11 protein-coding genes are annotated in these 17,115 nt (G+C 74.0%); all 11 read left to right on the forward strand.

The window, feature by feature from the left end; genetic code table 11:
- Positions 1-143: 143 nt before the first annotated feature.
- From K3769_RS33760 to K3769_RS33810, 11 genes are read left to right on the forward strand one after another with little or no spacing between them, the layout of a single operon-like run.
- A complete protein-coding gene (locus K3769_RS33760; RefSeq protein WP_267030037.1) occupies positions 144-1,583 on the forward strand; it encodes a 3-phosphoshikimate 1-carboxyvinyltransferase in 1,440 nt (479 codons plus the stop codon).
- Entirely contained in the window at positions 1,583-2,950 is a 1,368-nt protein-coding gene (locus tag K3769_RS33765; RefSeq protein WP_267030038.1) for an aspartate aminotransferase family protein, read from the forward strand. The genes K3769_RS33760 and K3769_RS33765 overlap by 1 nt, the downstream gene beginning before the upstream one ends.
- Complete coding sequence (locus tag K3769_RS33770; RefSeq protein WP_267030039.1) at positions 2,947-4,560, forward strand: Coenzyme F420 hydrogenase/dehydrogenase, beta subunit C-terminal domain; 1,614 nt, start codon at positions 2,947-2,949, stop codon at positions 4,558-4,560. Before K3769_RS33765 ends, K3769_RS33770 begins: the two co-directional genes overlap by 4 nt.
- Positions 4,557-5,609 carry a zinc-dependent alcohol dehydrogenase gene (locus tag K3769_RS33775; protein WP_267030040.1) on the forward strand — a complete coding sequence of 351 codons (1,053 nt, stop codon included), beginning with the start codon at positions 4,557-4,559 and terminating at the stop codon, positions 5,607-5,609. The genes K3769_RS33770 and K3769_RS33775 overlap by 4 nt, the downstream gene beginning before the upstream one ends.
- Positions 5,606-7,684: a non-ribosomal peptide synthetase gene (locus K3769_RS33780; protein WP_267030041.1), complete on the forward strand. Its 2,079-nt coding sequence runs from the start codon at positions 5,606-5,608 to the stop codon at positions 7,682-7,684. The genes K3769_RS33775 and K3769_RS33780 overlap by 4 nt, the downstream gene beginning before the upstream one ends.
- Positions 7,677-12,596: a type I polyketide synthase gene (locus tag K3769_RS33785; RefSeq protein ID WP_267030042.1), complete on the forward strand. Its 4,920-nt coding sequence runs from the start codon at positions 7,677-7,679 to the stop codon at positions 12,594-12,596. The genes K3769_RS33780 and K3769_RS33785 overlap by 8 nt, the downstream gene beginning before the upstream one ends.
- Positions 12,597-12,601: 5 nt before the next feature.
- Positions 12,602-13,633 (forward strand): MupA/Atu3671 family FMN-dependent luciferase-like monooxygenase, encoded by a 1,032-nt coding sequence (locus K3769_RS33790; protein ID WP_267030043.1) that lies wholly within the window; start codon positions 12,602-12,604, stop codon positions 13,631-13,633.
- Positions 13,630-14,994 carry a condensation domain-containing protein gene (locus tag K3769_RS33795; protein ID WP_267030044.1) on the forward strand — a complete coding sequence of 455 codons (1,365 nt, stop codon included), beginning with the start codon at positions 13,630-13,632 and terminating at the stop codon, positions 14,992-14,994. The genes K3769_RS33790 and K3769_RS33795 overlap by 4 nt, the downstream gene beginning before the upstream one ends.
- Entirely contained in the window at positions 14,991-15,953 is a 963-nt protein-coding gene (locus K3769_RS33800) for a beta-ketoacyl-[acyl-carrier-protein] synthase family protein (RefSeq protein ID WP_267030045.1), read from the forward strand. Before K3769_RS33795 ends, K3769_RS33800 begins: the two co-directional genes overlap by 4 nt.
- Positions 15,950-16,552 (forward strand): flavin reductase family protein, encoded by a 603-nt coding sequence (locus K3769_RS33805; RefSeq protein ID WP_267030046.1) that lies wholly within the window; start codon positions 15,950-15,952, stop codon positions 16,550-16,552. The genes K3769_RS33800 and K3769_RS33805 overlap by 4 nt, the downstream gene beginning before the upstream one ends.
- A gap of 25 nt (positions 16,553-16,577) precedes the next feature.
- Positions 16,578-17,105 carry a GNAT family N-acetyltransferase gene (locus tag K3769_RS33810; protein WP_267030047.1) on the forward strand — a complete coding sequence of 176 codons (528 nt, stop codon included), beginning with the start codon at positions 16,578-16,580 and terminating at the stop codon, positions 17,103-17,105.
- Positions 17,106-17,115 lie beyond the last annotated feature (10 nt).

Here is a 17,115-nt window from a genome sequence, read left to right on the forward strand (position 1 = left end):
CGCGCGCACCTGAACCCCTTACACGAACCCCCCTCATACGCGCAGCGGCCCCGTGCCGCCGGGCGGCCACGCACCGAGTGGTGCCGCCCGGTCCGTCTCGATTCCGGCGACCGATCTTGTCCGGTCGCCATGGGAGTGTGTCCGTGCTGGAAGTGAAGGGCCCCGACAGGCCCGCGACCATCTCGCCCGACCTCGTCGTGGAGGGCGGCAGAACCGGCGGTCCGGCGTCCACCGTGGACGTGCCCGGCGACAAGTCGGTCACCCACCGCGCTCTGCTGGCCGCCCTGCTGCCCGGCGCGCCGCACCGGCTGACGATCCGTAACGCCAATCTGGGCGGCGCGGTCCGCGCGCTGTTCCCGGCCCTGCGGGCGCTGGGACTCGACACCCTCGTCGAGGGAGACGTCCTGACCGTGCGCCGCGCCGCCCCCGTCCCCCAGCCGGTCCGTCCCCACCCCGCGATCACGCGGTGGCCGGACGGGATTCCCTATCTGGAGACCGCGGGCTCCAGCGCGGCGGCCCGGCTGCTGATCGGTGTGCTCGCGGGCGTGGGCCGCGGAGCCGTCGTGGACGGGGACGAGGTCCTGCGGCACCGCCCCATGGACTGGATCGTCACCCCGCTCAACGAACTGGGCGCGGACATCCGCTACTTGGACCGGTCAGGCCGGCTGCCGGTGAGCGTGGGCGGCCGGGTGCACCGCTCCCGGCGGGTGGAGCTGGCCGTCGGCAGCGCCCAGGCCCGTTCGGCGGTCCTGCTCGGCGCGGTCGCGGCCGGCGTACCGGCCGAACTGCGCCACCCCGTGCGCTCCCGGGACCACACCGAGCGGATGCTCGCCGCCTTCGGCGCCCGGCTGACCGAGGGCCCCGGCAAGGTCGCCTACGACGGTGGCCCCTGCTCCGTACCACCGCTCATCGACGTTCCCGGCGACCCGTCGCTGGCCGCCTATCCCGTCGCCGCGCACCTGCTGCGGGGCGGCGGCGGAGAACTGCGGATCCCGGACGTCTGCCTGAATCCGACCAGGACCGGCTTCTTCGACGTCCTCCGCCGGGCCGGGGCCGCCATCGACTACCAGGACCTGCGCACCACCGCCGGTGGCGAACCTGTCGGCACGGTCGTCACCACGGCCGGTCTTGACGGCGTCCGGGCGGTGACGGTCGACGACCCCGGGACGCTGCACGCCCTGATCGACGAGGTGCCCCTGCTCGCCGTGGTCGCGGCCCGGCTGCCCGGCACGTCGAGGATCGGCTGCGCCGGAGAACTGCGGTTCAAGGAAACGGACCGGCTCGTCACGACCGCGCGGATGGCCGCCGCGTTCGGCGCATGCGTCCGCGTGGAACCGGACGGGCTGACGGTGAACGGGCCGCGGTCGGTGAACGGGCCGCCGCCGGGCGGCACCGCCGGTCTGTCCGCCGGGACCGTCCCCGGTTTCGAGGACCACCGCATCGCCATGGCCGCGGCGACCCTGGCCACGGCCCTGCCCGGGCGCACCACGATCACCGGCGGCGCCTGCCACACCACGTCCTTCCCCGGTTTCACCGCCGTTCTGCGGGCGGTCGGCGCCACGATCCACGAGGTCACCCTGTGATGAACAGCAACCGATTACGCACCGCGTACGAAGCCCGGTCGACCGGCACCACGGCGGGCCCCGCGTTCGGCTCCGGCCACGGCCCCTGGCTCTGCACCGACGACGGCACCGCCTGGTTCGACGGCACCTCCGGCAGCGGGGCGGCCACCCTGGGCCATCAGCATCCGGCGGTCGTCGAGGCCGCCGCCGCCCAGCTGGCCCGGCTCGTCCACACCGGCTGCAAGCTGAACTCCGATCCGCGCATACGGATGGTCCGTCGACTGGGCGCGCTGTCCCCCTATGAGGAACCCGCGGTGCTGCCCACCGTGACCGGCGCGGAAGCCGTCGAGGCCGCCCTGAAGGTGGCCCGCGCGGCGACGGGCCACCGCTCCGTCGTCAGCTTCCGTCACGCCTACCACGGCAAGACCGCCGGGGCCCTGGCACTCACCTGGCGGGCCGAGTTCAAGCGGTTCAGCGCCGGGCCGCCCGGCCAGGTCTTCACCGCCGCACTGCCGGACCCCCGGCAGTGCGGCGAGGACGGCGCGCAGCCTTACGAGGGCGGCGCGCGGCCTCGTGACGACGGCGAGGGCGGCGCGGACGGCACGGGTGGGACGGGCGGGACGGCGGCCTTCCTACGGTCGCTGACCGCCGCACTGGACGAAGCCGAACACCACGGGGGAGTGGCCGCCGTCGTCCTGGAGCCGATCCAGGTCACCGAGGGCGTCCTGGCCGTGGCCCCCGTGCTGCTGGACCGGATCGCCCGGGCCGCGCACGACCGGGGCGCCCTGCTGGTGCTGGACGAGATCTACACCGGACTCGGCCGCGCGGGACGGATGTTCAGCGCCGAGATCATGGCCGAGACCCCCGATCTGACCCTGGTGGGCAAGACGCTGGGCAACGGCTTCCCCGTCAGCGCCGTACTGGGCGAACAGCGGGTCGTGGACGCGCTGCCCCCAGGAGTGCAGACGTCGACGTACTCCGGCAGCCCGCTGTGCTGCGCCGCCGCCTCGGCGGTCCTCGACATCCTGGTCACCGAGGACGTGCCGGCCAGGGCCAGGGCGCTGGGGCGACGGCTCGACGACCGGCTCGGCGCACTCGCCGCCGACCACCCGTGGATGTCCGCCGTACGCACCGCCGGGGCCCTGGCGGCCTTCGACTGCACACGGGACGGCCGGCCCGACCCGGCCCGCGCCAAGGCCGTCGTCGAGACCGCGGCACAGGCCCGGCTGCTGCTGTTCGGCGGGGGACCGGAGGGCGCCACCGTCAAGGTCGTGCCGCCGGCGCTGCTGACGGAGGACGAGCTCGGCTTCCTCCTGCACGGCCTCGCCACCGCGGTCTCCGACGCAGACCGGATGGAAGCGGCACAGGCGGGAGGAGCCCTGCGATGACCTTCCAGCAACTCTCCGAAGCGGTTCTGCGGAAGGACCTGTGCACGGTGTGCGGGGCCTGCCAACTCGCCTGCCCTGCCGGGGTGGTGGGGTTCTCGGGCCTTGAGCCGGTGCTCACCGAACCGTCGTGGACCGAGTCCGACTGCGGCGGCTGCCGGGACTGCCTGGACGTCTGCCCCGGCGCCGACCCCGGCACCCCGGCCGCCGAGACGAGACTGTTCGGCCGCAGCCGTGCTCCGCGGGAGCGGTGGACCGGCATCTTCTCCGAGGTGCTGGCCGGTCACGCGCTCGACCCCGTCGTCTTCGAGGCGTCCGCGAGCGGCGGCAGCCTCACCGCACTCCTGCAGACCGCCCTCGCGGTGCTCGGCACGGACGTCGTGCTGACGATGGGCCGCGACCCGGAGCAGCCCTGGCGGGCCGCGCCCGCACTGGTCCGGGAACCGCGGCTGCTGGCGGAGACCGCGCAGTCCACGTACCAGCTCGCCCCCTATCTGGGCGCGCTGCGGGACGTGATGCTCAACGAACCCGACGCCGACGTGGCCGTGGTCGGCGTCGCCTGCCACATCCAGGCGCTGCGCAAGCTCCAGGCCATGGACACCGCCGCCGGGCGCTGGGCCCGCGACCACGTGGTGCTCGCGGTCGAGCCCGCCTGCTCCTCCAGTACCCGTCCCGAGGGCACCCGGGCCGTCATCGAGGAACGCGCGCTGGTTCCGGTCGACTCCGTGGTCCGGCTCCGCTACCGCGAGGGCGACTACCCGGGTGAGATCGCGATCGCCACCCGGGACGGCGGGGACCACCGGGTGGCCTTCTGGAAGGCCGTGCGCGACTTCGCGAAGAACAAGACGTACCGCTGTCTGGCGTGCGGGGACTGGCTGTCGGGTCTGGCCGACGTCAGCGTCAGCGACGGCGATCCCAACATCTTCGCCGCCAGCGTGGACGGGGCGCGCGAGCGCAAGCACGGCCGGGTGTTCGTCCGCACGGAGGCCGGTGCCGCGGCGGTGGCCGCCGCCCGGGACCACGGGTTCTTCACCGGCAGCCCCACGGACCTGTCCGGGCTCAATCTCGGTCTGGAGCGCAAACGCAACCGCCGAGCCTCCTACGAGAGGTCCGGCCGGCCCGTACCGCACGGACCGATCCCCGGTCACCGGGAGGAACTGGAGATCGTCCCCGACGAACGATGGATCGCGGTACCCGGCGAGGACCGGCCCGCGGACCGGCCCGCTGACCGGGCGACCGATTCGCCGACGGACTCACCGACGGACCGGCCGAGGGATCGATTGACTGCTCGGGTGACTGAGCCGCTGACGGATCTGGCGACGGACCCGCCCGCGGACCGGCCGCCGGACCGGGCGACCGACTCTCCGGTGGATCTGGCGACGGCTCGGGTGGCCGAGCAGCCGAGGGATCCGGTGACGGCTGGGTTGGCGGCTCGGGTGGCTGAGCCGCCCGTGGACCCGGCGGCGGATCGGGTGGCCGATTCGCCGGTCGGCCGGCCTGCGGATCGGGGGGTGGATCGGGTGGTCGAGCCGTCGGTCGAGCCGCCCGTGGGTCGGCTGGTGGAGCAGGTGGCCGGAGGGCTGGACGCCGTTGATCGAGGGGGTGACCGATGACTTCCGTCGTCGACACCCGCACGGTCCTGTCCCGGCGCCTGCTGGCCGGCCACGGCGCGCTGCCCGAGGCCGTCGAGGTCGGCGTCGGCCCGGTCGGCACCGGCGAGCTGCGCATCCGCGCGGCGTACAGCCTGATCAGCCCCGGCACCGAACTGCACTACCTGGACCGGCTGATGGGCACCGGCGAGACCTTCCCGCTGGGCTACTGCTCGGCGGGCACGGTCGAAGCCGTCGGCCCCGGCGTGACCGGCTTCGCGGTGGGCGACCGCGTGACCGCGATGGGATGGGGCGAGGCCACCCACGGAGACGTGGTCGTCGTGCCCTACCGGCTGTGCCGACGGGTACCGGACACCGTGCACCTGGCCGACGCGGTCGTGGCCAACCTGGCCGCCACCGCCGTGCACGCCGTCGACCGCGCCGAACTACGGCCCGGGGACGAGGTCGCCGTCGTCGGCGCGGGAATGGTCGGACTGCTGCTCGCCCAGACCGCCGTTGCCGCCGGGCACCGGGTCACCGTCACCGACCTGCACCCCGGGCGGCTGCGCAGGGCCGAGGCGCTGGGCGTGCCGGTGTGGGAGGCGCCCTTCCCGCCCGGCCCGGCCACCCCCGCCGGGAGCTCCCGCTGCGTCTTCCTCTGCGGTACCGGAGAGGCGAGCCGCACCCTGGCCGAGGCGGCCCGATGGGCCACCCGCGCCCCCGTCCGGCCGCGGGTGGTCGGCGTGGGACGGTTCGCCGCGCGGGTGGAGTTCAGCGTCGAGCTCGGCAATCTGGACCTGCGGTACGCGGCCCGCTGCGGAGCGGGATACCGCGATTTCGCCTACGCCCGCGGCTACACCGACGTCGCCCCGCCCCCGGGACAGGCGACCGTCACCGAGAACCTGCAGCGGGCCCTGGACCTGATCGCCGACGGGGCGATCCGCCCGGACCGGATGGGCCTTCCCCGGCTGCCGCTGGAGCAGGCCGCCGACGCGTACGCCGCTCTGCGAGGACGCCCCGCCCATCCGGCGGTGGTCTTCGCCTACGAACCGGCCGAGGAGAGCCGCACATGACCGACACCTTCGCGGTGTCCACCGTGGACACCGGCCACCGTCCGTTCCCGGCCGCCGACCGGGCGGGCACGCTGGTCCACCGCTTCCTGCGGACCGCCGACGCCTTCCCCCACCGGGAGGCCGTCGTCACCCCGGAGGTCCGGTGGACCTACCGGCAGACCGCCGAACTGTCCGCCCGCGTGTGCGGCGCGCTGTCCCACGCCGGGCTGCGCCCGGGGGACCGGGTCGGCCTGCTCTTCTCGCACGGCGCCGAGATGATCGGTGCCCTGCTCGGGGCGCTGCGCGCCAGCCTGTCCTACGTGCCCCTGGACGCCTCCTATCCGCTGCCTCGCCTGGCCGGCATGGCCGCCGACGCGGGCATCCGTACGCTCGTCGCGGGCCCCGGCCACCGGGAACTGGCACGGCTGATCACCGACGGGCAGCCCTACCCGGTACGCGCGTACACGGACCTGGTCCGTCACGATCCGTCCCTGGACGAGCCGGTACCGGACGGGTCGGCACCGGACGCACCCGTACCGGACCAGCCCGTGCGGCCGGAGCCGGGGGCGTACGTGCGGCCGGAGTCGGAGGCGTACGTGCTGTTCACCTCCGGGTCCACCGGGCGGCCCAAGCCCGTCACGCAGACGCATCGCCACGTGCTGCACCACACCCGGGTGTGGACCGACGGGCTGAAGGTGGGCCCCCTCGACCGGCTCTCCCTGCAGTCCGCGTACAGCTGGGACTCGGCGGTCCAGGACACCTTCGCCGCGCTCCTGAACGGGGCCGCGCTGTACCCCGTGGACCTCAAGGCGCTCGGCGTCACCGGGCTGTTGGAGTGGCTGGCCGACGAGCGGGTCACCGTGTACCACTCCACGCTGCCGGTCTTCCGGGCCCTGACGCGGGCCATGGAGACCCGCGGAGTGCGGCTGCCCGCCCTGCGCATGCTCGCTCTCGGCGGCGACACCCTCCACCGCGCCGACCTCGACACCTGCCGGCGCCACTTCGAGCCGCACTGCCGGGTGGCGGGCGCCTACGGCTCCACGGAGTGCTCCTGCGCCCTGCTGCGCGTCGCCGACCTCGGCTACCGGCCGCCCACCGGGGTGTTCCCGCTGGGCCGGGCGGTTTCCGAGACGGAGGTCCGGCTGGTCGCCGACGGCCGCACGGTCCACGGGCCGGGCGAGGGCGAGCTGGTCGTGGTCAGCGACTACCTCGCCCCGGGCACGGCCCCGGACGGCAGGACGTACCGTACGGGCGACCTGGCCAGGCGGCTGGACGACGGGACGCTGCTGCTCGTCGGGCGCCGGGGGACGCAGGTCAAGATCTCCGGGATCCGGGTGGAGACCGGCGAGGTGGAGGCCGCCCTCAAGCAGCTCGGGCAGGTGCGCGAGGCGGTGGTGGCGCCGTACACCGACGGAACGGGCGAGCGTCAACTCGCCGCCTACGTGGTGTCCGGGACCGGCGCAGCACTCGAACCCGCCGCGCTGCGGGCTGAGTTGCGCCGCGTGCTGCCCGATCATGCCGTGCCCGTCGCCTATGTGGCCCTGCGCGAACTGCCGTTGACGGCCAATCACAAGATCGACCGCGCGGCCCTGCCCGATCCGTCCACCGTCACCCGGCCGACCCTCGCCCGGACCGCCCGGGTGATGCGGGGACCGGTGGAGGAGGCCGTCACCGAGGCATGGCGGGACGTACTCGGTGTCCGGGCGCCCGGCCCGGAGGAGAACTTCTTCGATCTGGGCGGCACCTCCCTGCGGATGGCCGCCGTCCACGAACGCCTCACCCGCTCCCTCGCCCCGGCCCTGCGCATGACCGACCTCTACCGGGCCCCGACCATCCGCGCCCTGTCCGCCCTGGTCGCCCGGCTGACGGCGGAACGCACCGGGCCACCGTCCGACGACGCCGCCCAGGGGGCCGCCCGCGGCCTGCGCCGCCGGACCGCCCGCGGACCCCGCCGCGCGGCGGCCCGTACCACCGCCCCCGCCGAACCCACCACCCACTCCGACCCTCCTGTCCAGTCCACCCTCCGGCCCACCACCCACCCCACTCCGCCCGTCGGCGATCAGCGCCGCACCGCCCCAGGAGGCACGCATGGCTGAGCTTCAGGACGCCCCCTTCCCGGCCGGACGCATCGCCGTCGTCGGCATGGACTGCCGGCTGCCGGGCGCCCGCACCCCGCAGGACTACTGGCAGAACCTGCTCGCGGGCACCGAGCACATCACCGACCTCGACGACGAGCGGCTGGAGGCCGCGGGAGTCTCCGGCCAGACCCTCGCCGACACACGTCATGTGCGCCGGGCCGCGGTCGTCGAGGACGCCGACCGGTTCGACGCGTCGTTCTTCTTCCTCAGCTCCCGCGAGGCCGAGCGCATGGACCCGCAGCTGCGGCTGTTCCTGCAGACCGCCTGGGCGGCGATGGAGCACAGCGGCCACGACTCCGAGGTCTACCCGGGCCGCGTCGGCGTCTTCGCCGGTTCGCTGCACAGCACGTACCTGCTGAACAACGTGTTGACCGGCGAGCGCGGCTTCAAGGGCTCGCTGGAGCGGATGCAGCAGGACATGGCGACCCTGATGGGCAACGACAGCAACTACCTGACCACCCGCGCCTCCTACCACCTGAAACTGACCGGCCCCAGCTTCGCCGTGCAGACGGCCTGTTCGACGTCCCTGGTCGCCGTCCACCTGGCCGCCCAGAGCCTGCTCTCGCAGGAGTGCGACCTGGCGCTGGCCGGCGGCGTCGCCCTGCGCTTCCCGCAGGAGGCCGGTTACCTGTACGAGCCCGACGGCATCACCTCCGCCTCCGGCCGGGTACGGCCCTTCGACGCCGAGGCGGACGGCACGGTGTTCGGCAACGGCGCCGGGGTCGTCGTCCTCAAACGCCTGGAGGACGCGCTGGCCGACGGCGACACGGTGTGGGCCGTACTGCTCGGCTCGGCCGTCGGCAACGACGGCAGCGACCGCGCCGGGTACACCGCTCCGGGCGTGTCCGGACAGGCCGCGGTCCTCGCCGAGGCCCTCGGCGTCGCCGAGGTCGACCCCGCCACCGTCAGCTACCTGGAGGCACACGGCACCGGCACGAGGATGGGCGACCCGATCGAACTCGCGGCGGCCCGCCAGGCGTACGGCACCGGCGGACCGCTCACCCTGGGATCGGTGAAGGCCAACATCGGCCATCTGAGCACCGCGGCCGGGGTGGCCGGCCTGATCAAGTGCGTGCTGATGCTGCACCACCGCACGATCGTGCCGATGCCGCACTTCACCACGTGGAACCCGGAGTGCGCCACCGACGGTTCCCGCTTCCGGGTGGCCACCGCCGCCGAACCGTGGCGGGCCGACGGGTCGGCCCTGCGCTGTGCCGTCACCTCCACCGGCATGGGCGGCACCACCGCCCACGTGGTCCTGGAGGAGGCACCACCCGCCGCCGCCGTGGCGCCGGACGCCGCCCCGGCCCCGGCCGTCGTACTGCTCCCGGTCTCCGCCAAGTCCCCGGCCGCGCTGGAGAAGGCACGCCTGGCGCTCGCCGACCACCTGGAGGCCACCGCGCCGGGAACGGCCGACCCGGAGGACGTGCTCGGCGACGTCCACCTGGACGACGCCGCGTACACCCAGGCCACCACCCGGCACACCTTCGACCACCGGGCCGTGGTCACCGCCCCGGACCGGGAGACCGCCGTCCGCGCACTGCGCACCGGCGAACCCCGGCACGTATACCAGGACTCCGGCCACCCGGCCCCGCGCCCCGTCACCTTCCTGCTCCCCGGCCAGGGCGCGCAGTACCCCGCCATGGGCCGGGGCTGGTACGAGCAACTGCCCGTCTACCGCCGGACCTTGGACGAGTGCGCGGAACTGCTCGAACCCATCCTCGGCTTCGACCTGCGCGACGCCCTCCACCCCGACTCACGCGACCGGCAGGACGAGCGGTACGACCTGAGGCGCACCCGCCTCACCCAGCCCGCGCTGTTCGCGGTGGAGTACGCGCTGGCCCGGCAGTACCTGGCCTGGGGGATCAGTCCCACCGCCCTCATCGGGCACAGCATCGGCGAGTACGTCGCCGCCACCCTGGCCGGGGTGTTCCACCTCCCGGACGCACTGCGGGTGGTCGCCGAGCGGGGCCGGCTGATCGACGCCCTGCCCGAAGGGGTGATGGCGGCCGTCATGGCGGGCCCCGAGAAGCTGACCCCGTACCTCGGCGACGGCGTGGACCTGGCGGCGGTCAACGAGCCCACCGTGTGCACCGTGGCGGGCGGTCATGACGCCATGCGGGCGTTCACCGCCAAACTCACCGCCGACGGCATCACCCACCGCAAGGTCGCCACCTCGCACGCCTTCCACTCGGCGATGATGCAACCGGCGGTGGAGCCCCTCACCCGGCTGCTGCGCGAGGTGGAGCTGCGCCGGCCGCGCATCCCCTTCCTGTCCAACCTGACCGGTACCTGGATCCGTGACGAGGAAGCCACCGACCCCGCCTACTGGGGCGCTCACCTGCGCGCCCCCGTCCGGTTCGCGGACGACGTGGCCACGGCGCTCACCCAAGGGGACCAGATCTTCGTCGAGGTGGGCCCCGGCCACACCCTGGCCACCTTCACGCGGCGCCACCCGGCCCGGGAGACCGGCCTGCCGGTGATCACCTCCGCCGCCCGGGGCAAGGACCCCGCGGCCGACCTCACCGCGCTGACCGCGGCGCTGGGCCGTCTGTGGGCGGTCGGCCTGACCCCCGACTGGCAGGGCTACTACGCGGACCGTGGACGGCGTAAGGTCCCGCTGCCCACCTACCCCTTCGAGGAGACCCGCTACTGGGTCGAGCCGGGCACCGGCGCCCTCTCCGGGACGGGCGGCGGCAGCTCCGGCTCCGCCCCTGTGCCCAAGCTGCCGCTGGACGACTGGTTCACCGCGCCCGTGTGGCACCAGGCCGTCGGCACACTCGACGCGGACCCCGCGCCGATCACCGACCCGGTGCTGCTCTTCACGGACAGCCGCCCGAGCACGCACCCGGCCGCCGATTCGAACCCCGGCTCGGGCATGCACCCGGCCGCCCACTCGAACCCCGACTCGGGCACGCACCCGGCCGCCCACTCGAACCCCGACTCGGGCCCCGGCTCGGGCACGCACCCGGCCGCCCACCCGGCCCCCGGCTCGGGCTCGGGCGGTGTCGCCGCGCGGCTGGCTGCTCACGCCCTGGCCGGTGACGTGTTGACGGTCACCGCCGGCAGCGGCTACTCCCGCGACGGCGCCGCCTTCACCGTGCGGCCAGACTCCGAGGAGGACCACCACCGGCTGGTCGCCGAACTCCTCGCCGAGAACCGGCTCCCCGGCCATGTGGTCCACGCCTGGTCCACCGCCGCGCCGCTGCCCGGACGGGGCGTGGCACGCTTCGAACAGGCCCAGCGCCACGGGCTCTACAGCCTCATCGCCCTGGTGAAGGCGCTCAGCGCCCACGGCGTCACCGATCCCGTCCAACTCGACATCGTCAGCGCCGGCGCCTACGCCGTCAGCCCCGCGGAGCCCGAACCCGTCGCCGAACTGGCGCCCCTGGCACTCGCCGCCCGGGTCATCGGTCAGGAGCACGGCAACATCGGCGCCCGCCACTTCGACCTGCCCGCCGAACCCGACGAGCGGTCGCTGCGCACCCTGGCCGCGGAACTCGTCGGCACCCGGCCTCCCGAGCTGGCCGTCACACTGCGCGGCGGCAGGCGCTGGGTGGCGGACCTGGCGCCGGTACGCGCGGACTGGTCCGCCGAGGCCACCTCGCGGCTGCGCCCCGAGGGCGTCTACCTGATCACCGGCGGCCTCGGCGAGATCGGCTCGCTCCTCGCGCACTGGCTGCACCGGGAGACCGGGGCGCGGCTGGCGCTGCTGACCCGCGAGCCCCTGCCGGACCCCGCGCAGTGGGACGCGTGGCTCGACAGCCACGAGGCAGACGACGAGACCACCCTGCGGATCGGCCGCCTGCGCTCCCTGCGGGACGCCGGCGCCACCACCTTCCTGGTGCACGCCGACGTGGCCGACACGCAGGCGCTGCGGGCGGCGGTGGAGCGCGTCGAGGAACGGTACGGCGCACTGCACGGCGTGGTCCACGCGGCGGGCCTGCCCGGCGAGCGGTGGGACCGCCCGATCACCGAGTCCGGCGTGGAACAGTGCCAGTGGCACTTCGTGCCGAAGGCCCACGGCCAGCTCGCCCTGGAGGAGGTACTGGCCGGACGGCAGGTCGACTTCGTCCTGCTGCTCTCCTCGCTGGCCGGGGTGCTGGGCGGACTGCGGCTGCTGGCCTACGGCGCCGCCAACCACTTCATGGACGCCGCCGCCGAACGGGCCAACCGGGATCTCGACCGCACGGTCTGGATCAGCGCCGCCTGGGACGTCTGGCAGCACCACCAGGACGAGAAGCGGGCCCTGTCCGCGATCGGCCGCAGCATGGACGACAAGGCGATCCAGCCCGAGGAGGGCCTGGAGGCCGTCCGCCGCCTGCTGACCCTGCGCGACGTCTCCCATGTGGCCGTCTCCACCTGGGACGTCGGACACCGGCTCGACCAGTGGGTGCGGGACCCACGGATCGGCAGGCCCGCCGACGGGTCCGCCGCACCGGGCCCGGACCTGGCGGACGCCGGCCCGGACGCCGGCGATCTCACCTCCCAGGTGACCCGGCTGATCGCGGAGGCCCTCGGCAGCGAGGACCTGTCGCCGGATGCGGACATCTTCGAGCACGGCGGCGACTCGCTCCTGATCGTCCGGCTGCTGTCCGACATCCGCCGGTACTTCTCCGTCGAGGTCCCGCTGGCCGACGTCCTGTCCGAGCCGACGCCCGCCGCGCTGGCCGACGCCGTCCGGCAGCGCCTGGAAGCCCGTACGGACACCGGCGCGGCCGGGGCGGACGACGACGCGAACGACACGACCGGGGCGCTGGCGGCCGAACTGGCCGCGCTGGCCCCGGAGGACGCCGAACGACTCCTGTCCGAGGCGCTGCGCGAGGACCCGGCCACCGACAAGGCCGTCGACCGGGCCAAGGAGGCCTGACACCCATGGAATTCAGTCTGATCTTCTTCTCCGGGGACGAGAAGAACAAGTACCGGTTCGTCTTCGACGCCGCCAGGTACGCCGACGAGAACGGCTTCACCGCCATCTGGACCCCCGAACGCCACTTCCACCGCTTCGGTGGCCTCTACCCCAACCCCTCCGTACTGGGAGCCGCGCTGGCCGGTGCCACCCAGCGCCTCGGCATCCGCGCGGGCAGCGTCGTACTGCCCCTGCACAGCCCGATCCGGGTGGCCGAGGAGTGGGCCGTGGTCGACAACCTGTCCCACGGCCGGGCCGGCATCGCCCTGGCCACCGGGTTCAGTCCGGTGGACTTCGCCATCAACCCGGACGGCTGGCAGGACCGGCGGCAGCGCACCTTCGACGCCGTGGACACCATCCGCGAACTCTGGGAGGGCGCACCGGTCTCGGCCCAGGACGCGCTCGGCAACTACGTCGAACTGGAACTGCACCCCCAGCCGGTCCAGCCCCAGCTGCCGATCTGGCTCACCTGCACCAAGAGCCCGGACACCTTCGAGACGGCCGGCCGCCTCGGCTGCAACGTACTGACCGCCCTGATCGACATGACCAACGAGGAGCTGGAGGACAAACTCGCCCTCTACTACAAGACCCTCCAGGACTACGGGCACGACCCGGACGACGTCACCGTCACCCTCATGCTGCACACGTTCATCGGCACCGACCTGGAGGAGGTGCGGGAGACCGTCCGGCCGCCCTTCACGGACTACCTGCGTTCCTTCCTGACCGTCATCGACTCGCAGAAGAAGAACCTCGCGCCGGGAGCCGGGGTGCGGGACATGTCCCAGGCCGACCAGGACCAGCTCATCGGGTTCGCCTTCGACAAGTACTTCGAGAAGGGCGCGCTGCTGGGCACCCCCGACTCCTGCACCGCGGTGGTCGACCGCTTCAAAGGCATGGGCGTCAAGGAGATCGCCTGTCTCATCGACTTCGGCGTGGACGAACAACTCGTCGTCGAGAGCCTGAGCCACCTCAACGAACTACGGAGGCGCTACGCATGACCGCCGGTGTCCCCGCGGAGCTGGCCGCCCGGCTCTCCGCGCTCACTCCCGAGCAACTGGGCCTGCTGCGGGCCCGGTTACGTGAGCAGGCCCCCCGCGCACAGGTCCGGCTGACCCCGGGCCAGGAGCGGCTGTGGCGCGCCCACCACACCGCCGCAGGGCGGCCCGTGGACGTGGTCTGCCAGGCCGTGCGCCTGACCGGAACCCCGGTCGACCTCGACCTGCTGGCCGACCGAGTCCAGGGTTTCGTCCGCGCCCACGACGCGCTGCGCACCACTTTCCGGGAACACGACGGCGTCGTACGACCGGTGGTGCACGAGGACCTGCCTGCCCGGCTGGTCCGCACCCGCTGCCCCGCGGGACCGGAGCAGGCACACGCCCTGGCCCGTGAAATGGCGCACGAACCGTTCGACCTGGCCGAAGGGCCCCTCCTGCGGGTGGCCCTGGCCGAGGGGGCCGCCGCCGAGGAGGTCTGGCTGCTGGTCGTCGTGCACAACCTGGTCTTCGACGCCTGGTCCTTCGAGCTGCTCCTCGACGAACTCGCCCGTGACCCCGCCGTGCCCGCTCCCGCGACACGTCCCTTCGGCCGTTTCGCCCTGGATCAGGCCGAGTCGGCCTCCGGACCGCAGGGCCGGGCGGCGGCCCGCTTCTGGGCGGACGAACTGGCGGACGCCCCGCCTCCGCCCGCCACCGACCGCCCCCGGGGACAGGCTCCCTCCGGCACCGGCGGGCGCGTGGACCTCACCCTGCCCGGCGCCGTGGCCCAGGGCATCACAGACGCGGCCCGCGGCTCGGCCGCCACCGCCTACGCCGGCTGGGCGGCCGTCGCGTGGGCCGCGCTCGCCGAGTTCAGCGGCCGACCGGACGTGCTGCTCGGCACCTTCACCGCCAACCGCGACGGGCCGAACGCCCAGCAGACCGTCGGCTACCTGCTCAACGTCCTGCCGCTGCGCCTGCGCGACCCCGGCGACGGCACCTGGGCGGCGAGGATCCGGGCCACCCACGCGGCGTCGAAACGGGGGCTGTGGCACGCGTCGTACCCAGGAGAGCTGATCACCACCGAACGCCGGCTCCCCGGCCTGCACCCGCTCTTCGACGTGGCGTTCGTGTTCGACAGCCCGGCCGTTGCCCGCACGGCACACGGCGCCGTCGTGGCCACGTACGACGTGGACAAGGGCGTGGCCCGCTACGGCCTGACGATCGTGGTCCACCCCGCCCCCGAAGGTGCCTCCGGCTGGATCGAGTACGACACCGCGCTGTACGACAGGAGCACGGTGGCCCGGCTGGCCGAGCGGTTCACGGCACTGGCCGCGCAGGCGTCCGGCGCGGCGGGCCGGGCGTCGCGAGAGGCGGACCGGTGATCACGCCGCGGCTGTGCGCCGCCGCCTACGAACTGGGCGAGTACGAGGCTGCCGTCGCCGAGCTGCCGGAGCTGACCGCCGTGCCGGACGTGGCGGCCGAACTGACCTCCCCGGCGGCCGGGTTCCGCGTCTACCGCTGGTCGCAGGCGCCCCTGACGGAGCTGATGGCCGCAGCCGCGCAGAAGTGCCTGGCCACGGCCGGTGTCCCGGGAAAGGCCGTGGACACGGTACTGCTCGCCACGGACTCCCTGCCGCACGATCGCGGCGCCCACCGCGATGTCGCCGACCTGCTCCGGGAGACCGGCATGACCGGCGCCACGGTCGCCACCCTCGGTCTGATGGACTGCGCCACGGCGATGTTCGCGCTGGGCAACGCGGCCTCACTGGTCCGGGACGGCACCGCACGGCACGTCATGGTCATCAGCGGTGACCTGGCCGACCTCTCGACCGGCGGGGAGCGCCTCGTGGCCGGGGGCGCGGCCATCGCCAGCGACGGGGCCGCCGCCGCCCTGGTCTCCGCCGACGCACCGGGGCTGCCCGTCCTGGCCATGGCCCATCACGGCACGGCCGAGGAACGCCGGGACGCGCCGCCGCACCAGCGGCTGACCGCCCGCCTGACCGCCTACCGGGAGCTGTTCAACGGCCTGTCGGACCGGTACCGCGTCCGGCCGGACAGGTCGCTCGTCCTGCCCAGCAACTTCGCGCGCAACGTGATGGAGATGTACCTCGCCGACATCGGATTCGACAGCCGGCGGATCGCGATGGACAACGTGGGCCGTATCGCCCACTGCCAGGGCAGCGACCCGCTGATCCACCTCGCCGACCGGCTCGGCGCACCGGAGCCCGCCACCGGCCCGGGCACCCCGCGGGAGTACGTACTGCTGGGCGCCGGCATGTCCCATCTGGCCGCGGTGCTGCTCGGCGCCGACGCGCTCCCGGCGGAGGGGGAATCCCGTTGACCATCCATGCCACGGCCACCGAACCGGTGACCGCCTCGCTGCTGCGCACCACCGCCCGCTGCCTTCCCACCGGGGTCACCGTGGTGACCAGCGGGCTGGGGCCCGACGTCCACGGTATGACGGTCAACTCCTTCACGACCCTGTCGCTGGCACCCCCGCTGGTCTCCTTCAACGTGCGGCACGACGCCAGGATCAGGGGGCTGGTGGAGCGGACCGGCGGTTTCGTCGTCAACGTCCTCGCCGCCGAACAGAGCGAGCTGGCCCGCTGGTTCGCCAACCGGAACCGCCCGCTGGGCGCGGAGAGCTTCGCCGAGGTACGCACCGAGGGTGAGCCGGTGACCGGCGGTGTGCGCATCGCCGGGACCGTCGGGTACTTCGCCTGCCGGCTCGTACGGTCCGTCGAACTCGGCGACCACATCCTGATGGTCGGTCTGGTGCAGGAGTGCGGCGCCCGCGAGAAGGTACCTCAACTGCTCTTCGTGGACGGGGAGTTGCGCGGGACTGGGTCACGCCCCGCCGAACCGCCCCGAGCCGGTGCCGGTGCCGGGACAGGGACGGGGACGGGGACGGGGACGGGGACAGGGACGGGGGAACAGTGATCCGGGAAAGGAGCGGTACCCGAAGATGACCGCACCGCGCATCCGCGCGCTCCAGGAGTCGGACTATCCCTCGCTGATCGCCCAGGTGGACGACTGGTGGGGCCGCCCGGCAGCTCACATGCTGCCCAGACTGTTCCTGCGCCACTTCCACTCGACCAGCCTGGCGGCCGTGACCGACCAGGGGGCGCTCGCGGGCTTCCTGGTCGGCATCGTCTCGCCCTCCGAACCGGGGGAGGCGCACACCCACTTCATCGCGGTCGCCCCCGGCCACCGCGGAACCGGCCTCGGCCGTGTGCTTTACGGGCGGTTCTTCGAACTGGCCGGCAAACGGGGCTGCCGGACCGTCACCGCCGTCGTGTCACCCGGCAACACCCGGTCCCAGCGCTTCCATCTCGCGACGGGGTTCGAGCCGGTGCCCCTGCCGTCGGCGGGCCCGCCGGACCCGAACAGCCCGCCGGACCCGAGCAGTCCGCCGGACCCGGAGGGGTTGCCCGTCTGGAAGGACTGGGACGGCCCGGGGGAGGACCGCGTCCGGTTCTCGTACGCACTGTGACGAGGAGAGT

The sequence above is a fragment of the Streptomyces ortus genome (assembly GCF_026341275.1).
GTDB classification, from domain to species: Bacteria; Actinomycetota; Actinomycetes; order Streptomycetales; family Streptomycetaceae; genus Streptomyces; species Streptomyces ortus.